Here is a 15,634-nt window from a genome sequence, read left to right on the forward strand (position 1 = left end):
CATGCGTGCCCCTTTCGGGGGTGCGCCGGCCGCGCCGCGCGGCGACGACGCTGCGACCGCTCTTCCGAGCGGCGATCGAGAGGACCACCATGCCCGACTCTCCCACTCCGCCCGACCGCCGCCGGAGGCGCGGGCTCGGCCTGGCGGCCCTGACCGGACTGGCCCTGGCGGCCGCTCCGCTGGTCGCGACCTCCGCCGCGGCCGCGCCCTCGGGCGACGAGCTCGTCATCAGCGAGGTCTTCGCCCGCGGAGGCTCCGCCGGCGCCGCGTTCAGCAACCGCTACGTGGAGCTCTACAACCCCACCGCCGCCGAGATCGCCCTCGGCGGCCTCTCGATTCAGTACCGCTCGGCGACCGGCACCGCGAACCCCACCACGACCGTGCCGCTCACCGGCTCGGTGCCCGCCGGCGGCCACTTCCTGCTCGCCGGCGCCAGCAACGGCACCAACGGCGCGGCCCTGCCGACGCCCGACCAGAGCGCGAACGGCCTCAACATGGCCGCCGCGGGCGGCACCCTCTTCCTCGTCGACGGGACCTCGGCGCTCGTGGCGCCGCCCACCGGCGCCGCCGCCCAGCCGGACGCGGTGATCGACCTCGTCGGCTACGGCACCTCGAACACCTTCGAGTCGTCCGTCGCCACGGTCCCCTCGCTCACCCAGACGATCGCCCGCGCAGACACCGCCACCGGCGACACCGACGTCAACTCGGCCGACTTCGCGCTCGGCGCACCGACCCCGCAGGCCGCGGGCGGAGGATCCGAGCCCGAGCCCACGACGCCGCCGACGACCACCCCGCCGACCACTCCCCCGACCACCCCGCCGGCCGAGATCCCGGCCGTCTCCATCGCGGAGATCCAGGGCACCGGCGACGCGTCGCCGCTCGTCGGCAGCACCGTCACCACCTCCGGCGTCGTCACCGCGCGCTACCCGTCCGGCGGCTACAACGGCTACGTCATCCAGACCCCCGGCACCGGCGGCGAGAGCTCGCGCACGGCCTCCGACGCCGTCTTCGTCTTCTCCTCCGCCTCCGTCGGGTCGGTCGCGATCGGCGACCACCTGCGCATCACCGGCGAGGTGAGCGAGTACAACGGCCTGACCGAGCTCACCCCGACCTCGGCCGCGACCGTCGTGAAGCTCGACGACGCCGCCGCAGCGCCGGTCCCGGCCGCTGTCGCGCTCCCCCGCACCGCCGCCGAGCGCGAGGTGCTCGAGAGCATGCTGATCGCTCCGCAGGGCGCCTACACGGTCACCGACACCTTCGACCTGAACAGCTTCGGCTCGGTCGGCCTCGCCGCCGGCACGTCCCCGCTGCTCACGCCGACCGAGGTCGCCCGCCCCGGCTCGCCGGAGCTCGCGGCCGTCGTCGCCGACAACGCCGCCCGCGCGATCACCCTCGACGACGGCGCCTCGATCAACTTCCTCGGCGCCGCCGCGAACAAGGCGATCCCGCTGCCCTACCTCACCACCACCGCGCCGATCCGCGTGGGTGCTCCGGCGACCTTCACCCGCCCCGTCGTCCTCGACTACCGCAACGGCGGCTGGGCCTTCCAGCCCACCACGCAGCTGACCGTCGAGAACGCCGGCGACGTGCAGCCCGCGACCTTCGCGAACACCCGGACCGCGAAGCCCGAGGCCGTCGGCGGCGACCTCTCGATCGCGTCCTTCAACGTGCTCAACTACTTCTCCACCACCGGCGACTCGATCACCGGCTGCACCTTCTACACCGACCGCGACGGCGACCCCGTCACGGTCAACAGCGGCTGCGACGCCCGCGGAGCGGCGAACGCCGACGACCTTGAGCGCCAGCAGGCCAAGATCGTGACCGCGATCAACACCCTCGGCGCGGGCGTCGTCTCGCTCGAGGAGATCGAGAACTCGGCCAAGTTCGGCAAGCCGCGCGACGAGGCCCTCGCCACCCTGACCGCCGCGCTGAATACGGCGGCCGGCTCCGAGGTCTGGGCCTACGTCCCCTCCCCCGCAGCGCTCCCCGCGCTCGCGGACGAGGACGTCATCCGCACCGCCTTCATCTACAAGAAGGCCGTCATCGAGCCGGTCGGCGAGTCCGTCGTGCTCAACGACACGGTGAACTTCTCGAACGCCCGCAAGCCCCTCGCCCAGGAGTTCCGCCTCCTCGGCGACAGCGCCAGCGAGTTCGTCGCGATCGTGAACCACTTCAAGTCGAAGGGCTCCGGATCCGGCGCCGACGCCGACCAGGGCGACGGCCAGGGCGCCTCGAACGCCTCGCGCGTGAAGCAGGCGACCGCCCTCGTCGCCTTCGCCGACCGCCTCCGCACCGAGAAGGCCACCGAGCTCGTCTACCTGCTGGGCGACTTCAACGCCTACTCGAAGGAGGACCCGGTGAAGGTGATCACCGACGCCGGCTACATCGACCAGGGTGCGAAGGACGGCAAGTACTCGTACTCGTTCGACGGCGCGGTCGGCTCGCTGGACCACGTCTTCGCCTCGCCCGCGGCCGACAGGACGGTCACCGGGGTCGACACCTGGAACATCAACAGCGGCGAGTCCGTGGCACTGGAGTACAGCCGCTACGACTACAACGCGACGATCTTCTACGACACCTCGGCGTACCGCTCCAGCGACCACGACCCGGTCGTCGTCGGCCTCGACCTGCCCGAGACCCGGACGGACCCGGAGCCCGAGCCCGTCACGGTCATCGACGTCGCGACCACCGCCTCCACCAAGCGCCTCGCCGTCGTGCGGACGCTGACGGTGTCGGCGGTGAACAACGGCGACGAGACGGTCTCGATCGAGATCACGACGGCGTACGGCAGCAAGACGAAGAAGACGGTCAAGCCCGGCCAGTCGTTCACGGTGAAGACCGTGACCGTCTTCAAGCCCATCAAGGCCGGCACGGCGACCATCGAGGTCACCGCGCCCGACGGCACCGAGCGCGTCTACAAGCAGGCGTACCGCGGCGCCTGATCCCGCGCGACCCCTGACCTCGACGAGCTCCGGCTCCTAGAGTTCGGGGATGCCCGAGGGAGACAGTGTGCACCGTCTCGCCGCCCGCCTCAGGCGGGCGGCGGACGGTCGCACCGTCCTCGAGGGCGAGCTGCGCTCCGGGGACGCGGCCGGCACCTCCCTCGCCGGGCTGAGGATCCTCGAGCACGACACCCACGGCAAGCACCTCCTCACCCGCTTCTCCGGCGGAACGACCCTGCACACCCACCTGCGGATGCAGGGCTCCTGGACCGTGACCGCTCCCGGCCGAGCGGTCCCCCGCTCGGTGCAGAAGGACGTCCGCGTCCGCCTCCGCCTCGACGACGACTCGACCGTGTGGGGCATCGACCTCCCGGTCGTCGAGCTCCTCGCCACCCGCGACGAGCCGCGCGCCGTCGGGCACCTCGGGCCCGACCCGCTCCGCGCGGACTGGGACGCCGACGAGGCCGTCCGGCGCCTCTCCCGCCTCCCGGACCGGCCCGTCGTCGCCGCACTCCTCGACCAGCGCTGCCTCGCGGGTCTCGGCAACCTCTGGGCCAACGAGGTCTGCTTCCTCCGCGGGGTCTGGCCCTGGCGGCCGATCGGCTCCCTCGACGTCCGCGCCCTCGTGGCGACCGCGGCGAGAGGCCTCCGCGCCTCCGTCACGATCCCGGGGATGTTCCAGACCACCACCGGTGACACCCGCCGCGGCGAGCGGCACTGGGTCGCGGGGCGCGCCGGGCGCCCGTGCCTGCGCTGCGGCACGACGGTGCTCGTCCGCGACGAGGTCCTCGACGACCCCGAGCAGCGCCGCACCTGGTGGTGCCCGCACTGCCAGCCGGAGCAGGCGACCGCCGCCTGAGCCCGCGTACCGCCGCCTGAAGCCCGCGTACCGCTGCCGACGGCCCGTGCGTAGGCTTGCCGCATGACGAACGAGTGGGGAACTCCGGATCCGTCCGCCCGGCGAGACCGGTCCGCGGAGGTCGTCCCGGCGGCCGCCTCCGGCGAGGAGGTGGAGACCGCCCGCGTCGAGGACGCCGAGCGCGCGCTCGCTGTGCGCGAGGTCAAGCGGCGCCGCGACTTCCTGGGATCGGTCGGCGGATGGGCGAGCGTCTCGGCGATCACGACCGCCGTCTGGGTCGGCACAGGGGCCGACGGCTACTTCTGGCCGATCTGGCCGATGATCGGGATCGGGATCGGCGTCGTCGGCCAGGCCGCGTCGATCTGGGGTCCCGCCCGCAAGGAGATCACCGAGGCGGACATCGCCGCCGAGATGCAGCGCCGGGAGAAGCGCGGCCGCTGATCAGTCCAGGCGGCCGACCGAGGTGACGCGGACGACGGCCGCACCCTGCTCGTCCGACTCGGCGAGGTCGACGGTCGCCGAGATCCCCCAGTCGTGGTCGCCGGCCGGATCGTCGAGGATCTGCCGCACGAGCCACTGCGTCGGCTCCTCCGTGACGAGCAGCATCTTCGGCCCCCGGGCGTCGGGCCCGATGCCGATGCTGTCGTGCTCGTCGTAGTAGTCGTCCAGCGCGGCGCCCCACGCGTCGGCGTCGAAGCCGGCGGCGGCGTCGAGCTCGCCGAGCGCCTCGTGGTCGTCGAGGGCGGCGAGGGTCACCCGGCGGAACATCTCGTTGCGCACCAGCACGCGGAAGGCGCGGTGGTTCGCGGTGAGGCGGCGCGGAGCGGGCGGCACGATCGCCTGGTCGGCCGCGTGGAGCGCCGGATTGACCAGCTCCTCCCACTCGTCGACCAGCGAGGAGTCGACCTGGCGCACGAGCTCGCCCAGCCACTCGATCAGGTCGTGCAGCTCCTCGTTCTTCAGCTCGTCGGGGATGGTCTGCCGGGCCGCGCGGAACGCGTCGGACAGGTAGCGCAGCACCAGTCCCTCCGAGCGGGAGAGCTTGTAGAACGCGGTGTACTCGCCGAAGGACATCGCCCGCTCGTACATGTCGCGCACGACCGACTTCGGCGAGAGCTCGAAGTCCTTCACCCACGGCTGCGCGGCGGTGTAGGTCTCGAAGGTCGCCTCGAGGAGCTCCTCGAGCGGCTTGGGGTGCGTGACGGACTCGAGCAGCTCCATCCGCTCCTCGTACTCGATCCCCTCGGCCTTCATCGCGGCGACGGCCTCGCCGCGGGCCTGGAACTGCTGGGCCCCCAGGATCGGGCGCGGGTCGTCGAGGGTCGCCTCGAGCACCGAGATCACGTCGAGCGCGAAGCTCGGCGACTCCGGGTCGAGAACGTCGAACACGGCCAGCGCGAACGGCGAGAGCGGCTGGTTGAGCGCGAAGTTCGGCTGCAGGTCGACGGTCAGGCGGATGCGGGTCACGCCGTCGGCGCCGACGCTCTGCTCGACCACTCCCGCCTCCCGCAGCGTCCGGTAGATGCCGAGCGCCCGGCGGGCGAGCTGCAGCTGCCGCTTCCACGGCTCGTGGTTGTCGAAGATCAGGGCGTGCACGTTCGCGTAGGCGTCGCCGCCGCGGGCGATCACGTTCAGCAGCATCGCCGAGGTGATCGTCATGTGCGAGGTCAGCGTCTCGGGCTCCGCGTCGACGAGCTTGCGGAAGCTCGGCTCCCCCCAGCTGACGAAGCCCTGCGGCGCGCGCTTGGCGACCCACTTCCTCCGCTTCTTCGGGTCGTCGCCCATCTTGTCGAGAGCCTTCCGGTTCTCGGACTCGTGCTCGGGGGCCTGCACGACCACGGTCCCGGCGGTGTCGTACCCGGCGCGACCGGCGCGGCCGGCGATCTGGTGGAACTCGCGGGCCGAGAGCTGGCGGGTCCGGGTGCCGTCGTACTTGGTCAGCGCGGTGAGCAGCACGGTGCGGATGGGGACGTTGATGCCGACGCCGAGGGTGTCCGTGCCGCAGATCACGCGCAGCATGCCCTGCTGGGCGAGCTGCTCGACCAGGCGGCGGTACTTCGGCAGCATGCCCGCGTGGTGGACGCCGATCCCCAGCCGGAGCAGCCGGGAGAGGGTCTTGCCGAACGCGGTGGTGAAGCGGAAGCCGCCGATCACCTCGGCGATGCGGTCGCGGTGCTCGCGGGTGGCGATGTTCGCGCTGGTGAGCGCCTGCGCGCGCTCGAGAGCGGCCGCCTGCGAGAAGTGCACGACGTAGACCGGCGACTGGTTCGTCGAGAGCAGCTCCTCGATGGAGTCGTGGATCGGAGCGATCTCGTAGAAGTAGTGCAGCGGCACCGGGCGCTCCACGCCGGTGACCCGGGCGGTCTCCCGGCCCGTGCGGCGGCTGAGGTCGGCGGCGAGCGCCGTCACGTCGCCGAGGGTGGCCGACATCAGCACGAACTGCACGTGAGGGAGGGTGAGCAGCGGCACCTGCCAGGCCCAGCCGCGCGCCGGGTCCGCGTAGAAGTGGAACTCGTCCATCACGACCTGGTCGACCGGGGTGTCCTCGCCGTGCCGGAGCGCGAGGTTCGCGAGGATCTCGGCCGTGCAGCAGATGATCGGCGCGTCGGCGTTCACCGAGGAGTCGCCGGTGACCATCCCGACGTTGGAGGCGCCGAAGACGTCGACCAGCGCGAAGAACTTCTCGGAGACGAGCGCCTTGATCGGTGCCGTGTAGAAGCTGCGGCGCCCGGAGGCGAGCGCCGCGGCGTGCGCGCCGATCGCGACGAGCGACTTGCCGGTGCCGGTGGGCGTCGAGAGGATCAGGTTGGAGCCGGAGGCGATCTCGAGCATGGACTCGTCCTGCGCCGGGTAGAGCGGGAGGCCGCGCGACTCCGCCCACTCGGTGAAGGCCAGGTAGACCGCGTCGTCGTCGACGCGCCCGTCCGCGTCGGGCGTCGGCATGCGGTCGAGCAGCGTCGAGGTCATCCCCCCATCCTCCCAGCCCGCGGCCCGTCGCTCGGGTGCGATCCGTCACGGACGGCCCGTGCGCCCCCGCCTCACGGGCCGCGGGTGACGGATCGGTCCGCCGGAGCGAGGGCCCCGTCGACGAGTCCGACGACGCGGTCGGCGTCGGCCAGCACGGCGGGGTCGTGCGAGACGCAGACCACCGTCGCGCCGCGGTCCGCCTCCGCGCGCAGGACCGACCGGATCCGCTCCGCACTCGCCGAGTCGAGGCCGGTGGTGGGCTCGTCCAGGAGCAGCAGGCCGGCCCCGCGGGCGAGCCCCTGGGCGAGGAGCGCCCGCTGCCGCTGACCGCCGGAGAGCACCGCGAAGGGCTCCCGGGCGAGCGCGGCGATCTCCATCCGCTCGAGCGCGGTGGCGATCGCGTCCGCCGCGCGCGCGTCGCTGCGGCGGAGGCGGCCGAGCCGACCCCAGGTGCCCACCGCGACCACGTCGCGCACCGTGACCGGGAGGCGGTCCGGGATCGACGCCCGCTGCGGCACGAAGGCGATCGCTCCGGTGACGTCCCGCGTGCCGGACGTCAGTGGACGCACTCCCGCGATCACCTCCAGGAGCGTCGACTTGCCGGCGCCGTTCGGCCCGGCGATCACGGTCAGCGAGCGCGCGGCGACGTCGAGATCGACCCCCACGAGAGCGCGGCGGGAGCCGAAGTCGACGTGAGCGCCTCGGAGGCGGACCGGGGGCTCGGGCAGGGGTGAGACGTCCATCCCGACGAGCGTACAGGAGTGATAACTGTTCTCATTATCGTGTACGGTCGGGCACCATGCCCAGCCTCCTCGCCGGAATCCTCGAGCCGTTCGCTCTCGACTTCCTCCAGCGCGCCCTCCTCGGCGGCGTCCTCGTCGCGGTCCTCTGCGGCGTCGTCGGCACCTGGGTGGTCCTCCGCGGGATGGCCTTCCTCGGCGAGGCGCTCGCCCACGGGATGCTCCCCGGCGTCGCCCTCGCGACGGTGCTCGGCGCGCCCGTCCTCGTGGGCGGCGCAGCCAGCGCGGTGCTGATGAGCCTCGGCATCGCGGCCCTGCAGCGGCGCGGACGACTGTCCTACGACACCAGCATCGGCCTGCTCTTCGTCGCCATGCTGGCGCTGGGGGTCATCGTGATCTCGCACTCGGGCAGCTTCGCCACGGACGCGACCTCGATCCTCTTCGGCGACATCCTCGCGATCACCCCCGTCGACATCGGGCTGCTCGCCGCCGCCGCCGGAGCCGGCCTCCTCGTCGCAGCGGCCTTCCACCGCCCGCTCGTCGCCCTGGCGCTGGATCCGCGCATCGCCGCGGTGCTCGGGCTCGGTCCGCGCTCGGCTCAGGCCGTGCTGGTCGGCCTGGTGACCCTCGCCGTCGTCGCCTCCTACCAGGCGGTCGGCTCGCTCCTCGTCGTCGGGCTCCTTCTGGCTCCCGCGGTGGCCGCCGGGCACTGGACCACCCGCATCCCGACCCGGATGCTGCTCGCGTCGATCCTCGGCGCGGCCTCCGTGCTCGTCGGCCTGCTCGTCTCCTGGCACGCGGCCACGGCCGCGGGCGCCTCGGTCGCCGGCACGGCCATCGCGGTCGCCGCGGTGTCCTGGGCGGTCCGCTCGGCCGCGTCGGCCCTCGCGTCCCGGTCGGGCCCTCAGCCGGTCGCCGCATGAGGCCCTGCCGGCACCGCCCCTCCCCCGCTCACCCTCGAAAGGACTCCGTGCACTCCCGAACCACCGCCTCCACCGTCCTCCTGGGCGCTCTCGCGCTGGGCCTGGCCGCCTGCTCGACCGATGCCTCCGCGCCGGCCGCGGACGACACGGGCTCCGGCCACGGCGCCGTCGCGAACGCCGCCGAGCTCGCCGAGCCGCGCCTGGGGCTGACGACGATCGACCCGTCGGGCGCCGTGTCGCACCTCGACCTCCTCGACGAGACGGTCACCGGCCTCGGCACCATCGGCGCACCGAGCGCGATGACGACCGACGGCCGCTACCTCTTCGCCCAGACCGATGCGGGCGTCGAGATCGTCGACAGCGGCGTGTGGACCTGGGACCACGTGGACCACTTCCACTACTACCGCGCGGACCCCCGCCTGATCGGCACGGTCGAGGGCTCCGGGACGGCGGTCGTCGCCACGACGAACCTCTCGACCACCGGCGGAACCGGACTCTTCTTCCCCGACTCCGGCGAGGCGGTCCTCCTCGACACCGAGGCGCTGTCGAAGGGGGCGATCGTCGAGCGGTTCCGGAAGGACGTCGAGCCCGGACCCGGGATGGTCGTGCCCGTCGGCTCGTCCGCACTGGTGACCGAGGGGTCCGGATCCGGAGCGGCCGTCGCCGGCTACGACTCGGACGGCGAGCCGACGGGCCTCCGCGAGGCCTGCCCCGACCCCGCCGGGACGATCACCACCCGCGTCGGCGCCGTCATCGGCTGCTCCGACGGCGCACTCCTGGCGTCGATCGAGGACGAGGAGCTCGTCGTCGAGCGGATCCCCTACCCCGCCGGCACCACCGCGCCACCCGCCGCCTCCTTCGACAACCGTGAGGGCCGCCCCACGGTCGCCGGCCTCGCCGGGGACGCGGGCATCTGGCTCCTCGACACCCGGGAGCGCTCCTGGAGCCTCCTCCCCTCTCCCGCCCCGCTGGCGCAGGTCACCGCGGTGGACGACGCGGACGAGACCGTCCTCGCCCTCGCCGCCGACGGCCGCGTGCTGGTTCTCGACGGCTCCGACGGTGCGGTCCTCGCCGAGACCGCGCCCCTCGTCGCGGACACGACCGCGGACGGCTCGCGGCCCGTCCTGATCGCCGACCAGCAGCGGGCCTACCTCAGCGCGCCCGCCGAGCGGAAGCTGCACGAGATCGACTACGCGGACGGCGCGCGCCTCGCCCGCACCTTCGAGACCGCCACCGAGCCGGCCTTCACGGCGGAGACGGGCCGATGAGGCGCCGCTGGGCCGTCGCGTCCGCCGCGGCGGTCCTGCTCCTGTCGGGCTGCACGTCCGCGGAGGAGGACGAGAGGCCCCTCGTCATCGTCTCCACCAACATCCTCGGCGACGTCGTGGGCGAGCTCGTCGGCGACGAGGCGCAGGTCGTCACGCTGATGAAGCCCGACGCCGACCCGCACTCCTTCGAGATCTCGGCGCAGGAGGCGGCGCGCCTGCGCTCCGCCGACCTCGTCGTCTCGAACGGCCTCGGACTCGAGGAGGGCCTGCAGCAGCACCTCGACGAGGCCTCCGGTGAGGACGTCCCCGCGTTCGTCGCCGGCGACGCCGTCGACGTCCTCGACTACAGCGAGGGCGACGCGGAGGGGAGCCCGGACTCGCACTTCTGGACGGACCCCGGCCGGATGATCGACGTCGTCGACTCCCTCGGGCCCGTGCTCGCCGCGCTCGACGGCGTCGATCCGGCCGCCGTCCGGGACCGGACGGCCGGCTACCGCGCCGAGCTCGAGCGGCTCGACTCCGAGATGGCCGCGGCGTTCGCCGCGATCCCCGCCGAGCGCCGCGCCCTCGTCACCAACCACCACGTCTTCGGGTACCTCGCCGACCGCTTCGACTTCGACGTCGTCGGCGCCGTCATCCCGGGAGGCACGACCCTCGCGGCGCCGTCTGCCTCCGACCTCGCCGATCTCGTCGGCGCGGTCGAGCAGACCGGCGTCCCCACGATCTTCGCGGAGTCCTCGTCTCCCGACCGCCTGGTCCAGGCGCTGGCGAGCGAGGCCGACATCCGCGTGGAGGTGGTCGAGCTGTTCACGGAGTCCCTGACGGGGCCCGAGGGCGGCGCTCCCGACTACCTCGCCATGATGCGCGTCAACACGCAGCGCATCGCCACCGGGCTCTCCCCGTGAGCCCTCCGATCCACCACCAGGAAGAAGAAGCACCCATGCAGAATCCCCACGTCCGGCGGGCGGGCCTCGGCCTGATCGCCGCCTGCTCGATCACGGTCCTCGCGGCCTGCTCGTCGAGCTCGACCCCGGCCGCCGAGTCCTCGGCGTCCACCGCACCGGCCACCGAGGCCGCGGCGGCCGCCGGCGCCCGCGTCGCCGTCGCCTACGAGGGCGGCATCCTCGTCCTCGACGGCGAGACCCTCGAGACCGTCGCGGACATGGACTCCGAGGAGTTCACCCGCCTCAACCCCGCCGGCGACGACCGCCACGTCATGGTCACCATGAGCGAGGGGTTCCAGCTCCTCGACACCGCCGCCGGCACCGGCGGCGAGCCGGAGCTGACGGACATCGTCTTCCCCGCGGACACCCCGGGCCACGTCGTCCGGCACGCCGGGAAGACCGTCCTCTACGCCGACGGCACGAGCGACACGACCGTCCTCGAGACCGCCGACCTGGCGTCCTCGGACGGGATGCCCGAGACCGAGACCATCCCGGGAGTCGAGGCGCACCACGGCGTCTCGATCGTCCTCGAGGACGGCACCTTCCTCACCACGGTCGGTGATGCCGACGGGCGCAACGGCATCGAGGTGCGCGACGCCTCCGGCGCCGTGACGGCCACGAACGACCAGTGCCCCGGAGTCCACGGAGAGGGCACGGCCGAGAACGAGGTCGTCGTCTTCGGCTGCGAGAACGGCGCCCTGGTCTACGACGGCGGCGAGATCACGAAGCTCGAGGCTCCGGACCAGCCGTACGGCCGCATGGGCAACGCCTGGGTCAGCGAGACCAGCCCGATCATCGTCGGCGACTACAAGGACGACCGCGACGCCGAGGGCTACCTCCTGCACCGCGTGGCGCTGATCGACACCGAGGCGAAGACCCTCGACGTCGTCGACCTGCCCGAGGGCGTCGAGTACACCTTCCGCGGCGTCGCCCGCGGCCCCGACGACCTGGCGTACATGATCGCCTCGGACGGCGCGATCCACGTCCTCGACCCCGAGACCGGCGAGCTGACCGCCTCCTACCCCGTCGTCGACGCCTGGGAGAGCCCGGTCAAGTGGCAGGACCCGCACCCCGCGATCACGGTCGCCGGGGACATCGCCTACGTGACCGACCCGGCCGCCGACAGCATCCACGCCGTCGACCTCACCACGGGAGAGGTCGTCGCCACGGGCGAGCTCGACGTCACGCCGAACGAGATCGCCGTCGCCGCGAGCTGACCATCGGCACGGAGGAGGGGCGCGGGGCCGTGGGCTCCGCGCCCCTCCTGTTCACCTCGAGGGGCCAGGATCTCCGCATGACGACCGACTTCGATCTCGACCAGGTGGTGCGCGACGTGACCGCGAACGTGCGCAAGAAGTTCCCCGACCACTCCGAGGAGCAGGTCGCGCCGCTCGTGCGCGAGGAGCTCGCGGACCTGCAGGACCGGCCCGTGCAGGACTACCTGACGGTGCTCACGGAGCGAGCGGTCAAGCGCCGCCTCAAGCGCGAGGCGCGCGGGGAGTAGACCGGGTCAGGCGAGCGCCCGCTCGATCGACGCCCGCAGCGCCGGAGCCGGCCGGAGCGCGCCCGCCTCCTCCGCTTCGAGGAGCGCCTGCGCGTCCGCCGGGCTGTGCTCGCGGTACCAGCGGTCGACCGGGACGCCGTGCCCGGGCCGGCTCAGCACCTCGACGGCGTCGCCCGCCTCCACCGATCCGCGGTGCAGCACCCGCAGGTACGCGCCGGTGCGCCCCTCGTCGGCGAAGCGCTTCACCCACTGGGGCTCTCCGAGGGCCCGTTGGAACGTCGCGCACGGCGTCCGCGGCATCGTCACCTCGACCTCGACCGCCTCGCCGATCCGCCAGCGCTCGCCGATCACGGCTCCGCTCACGTCGAGGCCCGCGATCCGCAGGTTCTCGCCGAACATCCCCGCGGCCACCGGCCGCCCCAGGCGCTCCGCCCACCAGACCGCGTCCTCGTCGGAGTAGGCGTAGAGCGCCTTGTCGAGGCCGCCGTGGTGCGCGCGATCGGCCTGCACGTCGCCGTAGAGGCCCAAGTCGCGCACTCCGACGGGACCCTCGACCGGCCGCTTGTCGATCGCGGTCACGCCGACCGTGCCGGAGTCGGGCAGGAGGCGGGCGACGCGGCACACGGCGAGCAGGCGGGGCATGCCGCCATGGTGCCAGCACTAGGCTCGCCGCGTGCGCGACGCGACCGCTCCTCCCCGGCTCGACCCCCTCCTCCTCGACGGCCTCGCCGAGGGGTACGCCGGGGACACGGGCGCCCGGGAGCACGCCGAAGGACTGCGCTTCGCCGGCACCGACCTCACCGGCGCCGATCTCACCGCGGCCTCCTTCAGCGAGTGCGTGCTGGAGGGAGTGGTCCTGGACGGCGCCCAGCTGCGGGCCGCGTCGATCGCGGAGTCGCGGCTCGAGCGGCTGGACGTCCCCGGGCTCTCGGCGCCGCGGAGCCGGCTCCGATCCGTCGAGCTGCTCGCCTCGCGGCTGGGCTCGGCCGAGCTCTACGAGAGCACCTGGGAGCAGGTGCGCGTGGCCGACTGCAAGCTCGGCTACCTGAACCTCCGCGGAGCCGCGGTGCGCGACGTGCTGCTCGAGCGCTGCACGATCGACGAGCTCGACCTGGCGGGTGCGACCGGCACGCGGCTGCGCCTGGTCGACTGCGACGTCCGCTCCCTCGATCTCTCCCGGGCCCGGATCGAGCACCTCGATCTGCGCGGCGCCGAGCTGCACGTGCTCACCGGGCTGGACGGCCTCCGCGGCGCCACCCTCTCCGAGCTGCAGCTCAGCCTGCTGCTGCCGCTGTTCGCGGAGCACTTCGGGGTGCGGGTGGGCTGAGCCGCCGGTCCGCCTAGCGCCGGCGGGCGATCAGCCGCGTCAGAGCGCGGCGGCCGAGGAGGAACACGGCCAGCACGACGGCCGTCACGATCACGAAGCTCCACTGCACGCCCTGCCCGGAGGCGATCCGCAGGAGCATCCCGCCCGCGACGGTCACCGCCCAGACGACGAGCCCGGCGGGCACGATCCGGTCCGGGGAGCGCCACGAGCGCGTGACGACCCAGCCGAGCAGGAGCGCCGCCAGGAACGGCCAGAGCGTGGTGAGCAGGCCGATCAGCGCCGACCCCTCGTCGTGGCTCCCGCGGCCGATCAGCACGAAGACCAGGACGAGCACGGCGTCGAGGGCGAGGCCGAGGCCCGCGTGCCGGGTCATGCGGGCTCCGTCACGAAGTCGATGAGCTGCTCGACCCGGCCCAGCAGCGCCGGCTCCAGGTCCTGGAAGGTGCGCACCCGGCCGAGGATGCGCTGCCAGGCGCGCGCGATGTCGGCCTGCTCCTCGTGCGGCCAGCCGAGCGCCTCGCAGATCCCGTGCTTCCACTCGGTTCCGCGAGGGATCTCGGGCCAGCGCTCCAGGCCGATCCGGCCGGGCTTCACGGCCTGCCAGACGTCGATGTAGGGGTGGCCGACGACGAGGACGTGGGCGCCGTGCGGACCGGCGGCGACCTGCTCGGCGATCCGCGACTCCTTCGAGCCGCGCACCAGGTGGTCGACGAGCACGCCGATGCGGCGCCCCGGACCGGGCCGGAACTCGCGCACCAGCTCGTCGAGGTTGTCGACGCCCTCGATGTACTCGACGACGACGCCCTCGACCCGCAGGTCGTGGCCCCAGACCTTCTCGACCAGCTCGGCGTCGTGCCGTCCCTCGACGTAGATGCGGCTGGGCAGGGCGACCCGCGCCTTCGCGTCGGCGACGTGGAAGGAGCCGGAGGCGGAGCGCGCGCGACCGAGGCCGGCGTCGCGCTTCAGCCCGGGCGCCTTCAGCGACACGGGCTTCCCCTCGAGGAGGAACCCGGGCCCCAGCGGGAACACGCGGACCTTGCCGAACCGGTCCTCCAGCCGCACCATCCGCAGCTCCACGCCGAGCACGGCACCCACGAAGCCGGAGGCGACCTCCTCGACCACCAGATCGCGCTCGGCCTCGACCACCGCCACCTCGACCCTGCCGCGGGCGCGCCAGTCGCCGGCGAGCACGTCCTGCCCGTACCTGTCCTCGTCCATCGCACCGAGGGTAGCCGGAGGCGCGCGGGGCGCCGCGCGGACACGGCGCATGCACCTCTGCTTACATGAGCAGATGACCGAGGACCTCGAACCCGCCGCCGAGCTCTTCAAGGTGCTGTCCTCCTCCTCCCGGCTGCGCCTGCTCCGGGCCCTCGCCGAGGAGACGTCGACGGTCGGGCGACTGGCCGAGGTGACCGGGCTCTCGCAGCCGCTGGTCTCGCAGCACCTGCGGATGCTCCGCACCGCCGGGCTGGTCGCGGTCGAGCGCGTGGGCCGCGAGGCGCACTACTCCGTCGCCGACACCCACGTCACGCACATCGTCGACGACGCTGTCCGGCACGCCCTGGAGGGGTGACCTCCGTCCTTGTCGGGAACGATGATCGCTCTCGATTAGGCGCATCCATTGCAATGCGTTTATGGATCTGGTCGACTGGAGCCCGTCGCGTCCGCGGCCCCCGCATCCGGAAAGGCAGCACCATGAGCACCACCGATCTCCACGCCGAGCACCCCGTCACCGAGCACGGGCACGGCGAGGGCTGCGGCCACCCGGCCGTGCAGCACGAGGACCACGTCGACTACGTCCACGGCACGCACCACCACGCCCTGCACGGCGACCACTACGACGAGCACGAGTCGGAGGCCGAGCACTCGACCGCCGACCACGAGCACGGCGACGCCTGCGGCCACGAGACCGTGCAGCACGACGACCACGTGGACTTCGTCCACGACGGCCACAAGCACGCCGCTCACGCCGGCCACTACGACGAGCACTGAGGCCGTGCGCGACGGGAGGGCTCGCACCCTCCCGTCGGCGCTCAGCCCTGACGGGCCTTGAAGCGCGGGTTCAGCTTGTTGATCACGAAGACGCGGCCCCGGCGGCGGACCACCTGCGAGCCGGGCTGCGCCTTCATCGACCTGAGGGAGTTGCGGACCTTCACGGAT

General features: G+C 73.1%; 17 protein-coding genes. 11 read left to right on the forward strand and 6 right to left on the reverse strand.

Translation table 11 applies throughout. From position 1 onward, the window contains the following. Nucleotides 1-89: 89 nt before the first annotated feature. The 3 genes from C5C57_RS09425 to C5C57_RS09435 all read left to right on the forward strand — a co-directional run bounded on the left by C5C57_RS09425 (nucleotide 90) and on the right by C5C57_RS09435 (nucleotide 4,242). Entirely contained in the window at nucleotides 90-2,942 is a 2,853-nt protein-coding gene (locus C5C57_RS09425; protein WP_104247348.1) for an ExeM/NucH family extracellular endonuclease, read from the forward strand. 49 nt (nucleotides 2,943-2,991) lie between these two features. Then, nucleotides 2,992-3,801, forward strand: coding sequence for a DNA-formamidopyrimidine glycosylase family protein (locus C5C57_RS09430; protein WP_104247347.1), 810 nt, complete (start codon nucleotides 2,992-2,994; stop codon nucleotides 3,799-3,801). Between the two features lie 63 nt (nucleotides 3,802-3,864). Beyond that, entirely contained in the window at nucleotides 3,865-4,242 is a 378-nt protein-coding gene (locus C5C57_RS09435; protein ID WP_104222259.1) for a 2TM domain-containing protein, read from the forward strand. On the opposite strand, the gene C5C57_RS09440 is transcribed toward C5C57_RS09435, so the two are convergent. Together C5C57_RS09440 and aztA are read right to left on the reverse strand one after the other, a co-directional pair. Beyond that, complete coding sequence (locus C5C57_RS09440) at nucleotides 4,243-6,768, reverse strand: RNA helicase (protein ID WP_104247346.1); 2,526 nt, start codon at nucleotides 6,766-6,768, stop codon at nucleotides 4,243-4,245. Between the two features lie 71 nt (nucleotides 6,769-6,839). Then, nucleotides 6,840-7,511 carry a zinc ABC transporter ATP-binding protein AztA gene (aztA, locus tag C5C57_RS09445; RefSeq protein ID WP_104297541.1) on the reverse strand — a complete coding sequence of 224 codons (672 nt, stop codon included), beginning with the start codon at nucleotides 7,509-7,511 and terminating at the stop codon, nucleotides 6,840-6,842. A 56-nt stretch (nucleotides 7,512-7,567) separates the two neighbouring features. Between aztA and aztB the strand changes: the two genes are divergently transcribed. From aztB to C5C57_RS09470, 5 genes are all read left to right on the forward strand, one after another. Then, entirely contained in the window at nucleotides 7,568-8,431 is an 864-nt protein-coding gene (aztB, locus tag C5C57_RS09450; RefSeq protein ID WP_104247344.1) for a zinc ABC transporter permease AztB, read from the forward strand. Nucleotides 8,432-8,478: 47 nt separating this feature from the next. Then, nucleotides 8,479-9,699, forward strand: a complete 1,221-nt coding sequence (locus C5C57_RS09455) for an ABC transporter (RefSeq protein ID WP_104247343.1) — start codon at nucleotides 8,479-8,481, stop codon at nucleotides 9,697-9,699. After that, nucleotides 9,696-10,604, forward strand: coding sequence for a zinc ABC transporter substrate-binding protein AztC (gene aztC, locus C5C57_RS09460; protein ID WP_104247342.1), 909 nt, complete (start codon nucleotides 9,696-9,698; stop codon nucleotides 10,602-10,604). Before C5C57_RS09455 ends, aztC begins: the two co-directional genes overlap by 4 nt. A gap of 35 nt (nucleotides 10,605-10,639) precedes the next feature. Beyond that, nucleotides 10,640-11,860: a zinc metallochaperone AztD gene (gene aztD / locus C5C57_RS09465; protein WP_104247341.1), complete on the forward strand. Its 1,221-nt coding sequence runs from the start codon at nucleotides 10,640-10,642 to the stop codon at nucleotides 11,858-11,860. Between the two features lie 77 nt (nucleotides 11,861-11,937). Then, on the forward strand, nucleotides 11,938-12,147 hold the full coding sequence (locus C5C57_RS09470) for a three-helix bundle dimerization domain-containing protein (RefSeq protein ID WP_104262881.1): 210 nt from the start codon (nucleotides 11,938-11,940) through the stop codon (nucleotides 12,145-12,147). Between the two features lie 6 nt (nucleotides 12,148-12,153). On the opposite strand, the gene C5C57_RS09475 is transcribed toward C5C57_RS09470, so the two are convergent. Continuing rightward, entirely contained in the window at nucleotides 12,154-12,789 is a 636-nt protein-coding gene (locus C5C57_RS09475; RefSeq protein ID WP_104255826.1) for an MOSC domain-containing protein, read from the reverse strand. Nucleotides 12,790-12,820: 31 nt separating this feature from the next. Here C5C57_RS09475 and C5C57_RS09480 point away from each other — a divergent pair, with 31 nt between their 5' ends. Next, entirely contained in the window at nucleotides 12,821-13,474 is a 654-nt protein-coding gene (locus tag C5C57_RS09480) for a pentapeptide repeat-containing protein (RefSeq protein WP_104233714.1), read from the forward strand. Between the two features lie 13 nt (nucleotides 13,475-13,487). On the opposite strand, the gene C5C57_RS09485 is transcribed toward C5C57_RS09480, so the two are convergent. Further along, nucleotides 13,488-13,847 (reverse strand): DUF3054 domain-containing protein, encoded by a 360-nt coding sequence (locus tag C5C57_RS09485; protein WP_104233715.1) that lies wholly within the window; start codon nucleotides 13,845-13,847, stop codon nucleotides 13,488-13,490. Further along, nucleotides 13,844-14,692, reverse strand: coding sequence for a DUF3097 domain-containing protein (locus C5C57_RS09490; RefSeq protein WP_104226898.1), 849 nt, complete (start codon nucleotides 14,690-14,692; stop codon nucleotides 13,844-13,846). The genes C5C57_RS09485 and C5C57_RS09490 overlap by 4 nt, the downstream gene beginning before the upstream one ends. 73 nt (nucleotides 14,693-14,765) lie before the next feature. Between C5C57_RS09490 and C5C57_RS09495 the strand changes: the two genes are divergently transcribed. Continuing rightward, a complete protein-coding gene (locus C5C57_RS09495; RefSeq protein ID WP_104222235.1) occupies nucleotides 14,766-15,047 on the forward strand; it encodes a helix-turn-helix transcriptional regulator in 282 nt (93 codons plus the stop codon). Between the two features lie 122 nt (nucleotides 15,048-15,169). After that, the gene (locus C5C57_RS18495) at nucleotides 15,170-15,466 is read left to right on the forward strand and encodes a hypothetical protein (RefSeq protein WP_104247339.1); all 297 of its coding nucleotides are present in this window, start codon (nucleotides 15,170-15,172) and stop codon (nucleotides 15,464-15,466) included. Between the two features lie 41 nt (nucleotides 15,467-15,507). Here C5C57_RS18495 and ykgO read toward each other — a convergent pair whose 3' ends face one another. Then, nucleotides 15,508-15,630, reverse strand: coding sequence for a type B 50S ribosomal protein L36 (ykgO, locus tag C5C57_RS09505; RefSeq protein ID WP_104226896.1), 123 nt, complete (start codon nucleotides 15,628-15,630; stop codon nucleotides 15,508-15,510). Nucleotides 15,631-15,634 lie beyond the last annotated feature (4 nt).

Source organism: Rathayibacter sp. AY1C5 (assembly GCF_002931705.1).
GTDB lineage: Bacteria > Actinomycetota > Actinomycetes > Actinomycetales > Microbacteriaceae > Rathayibacter.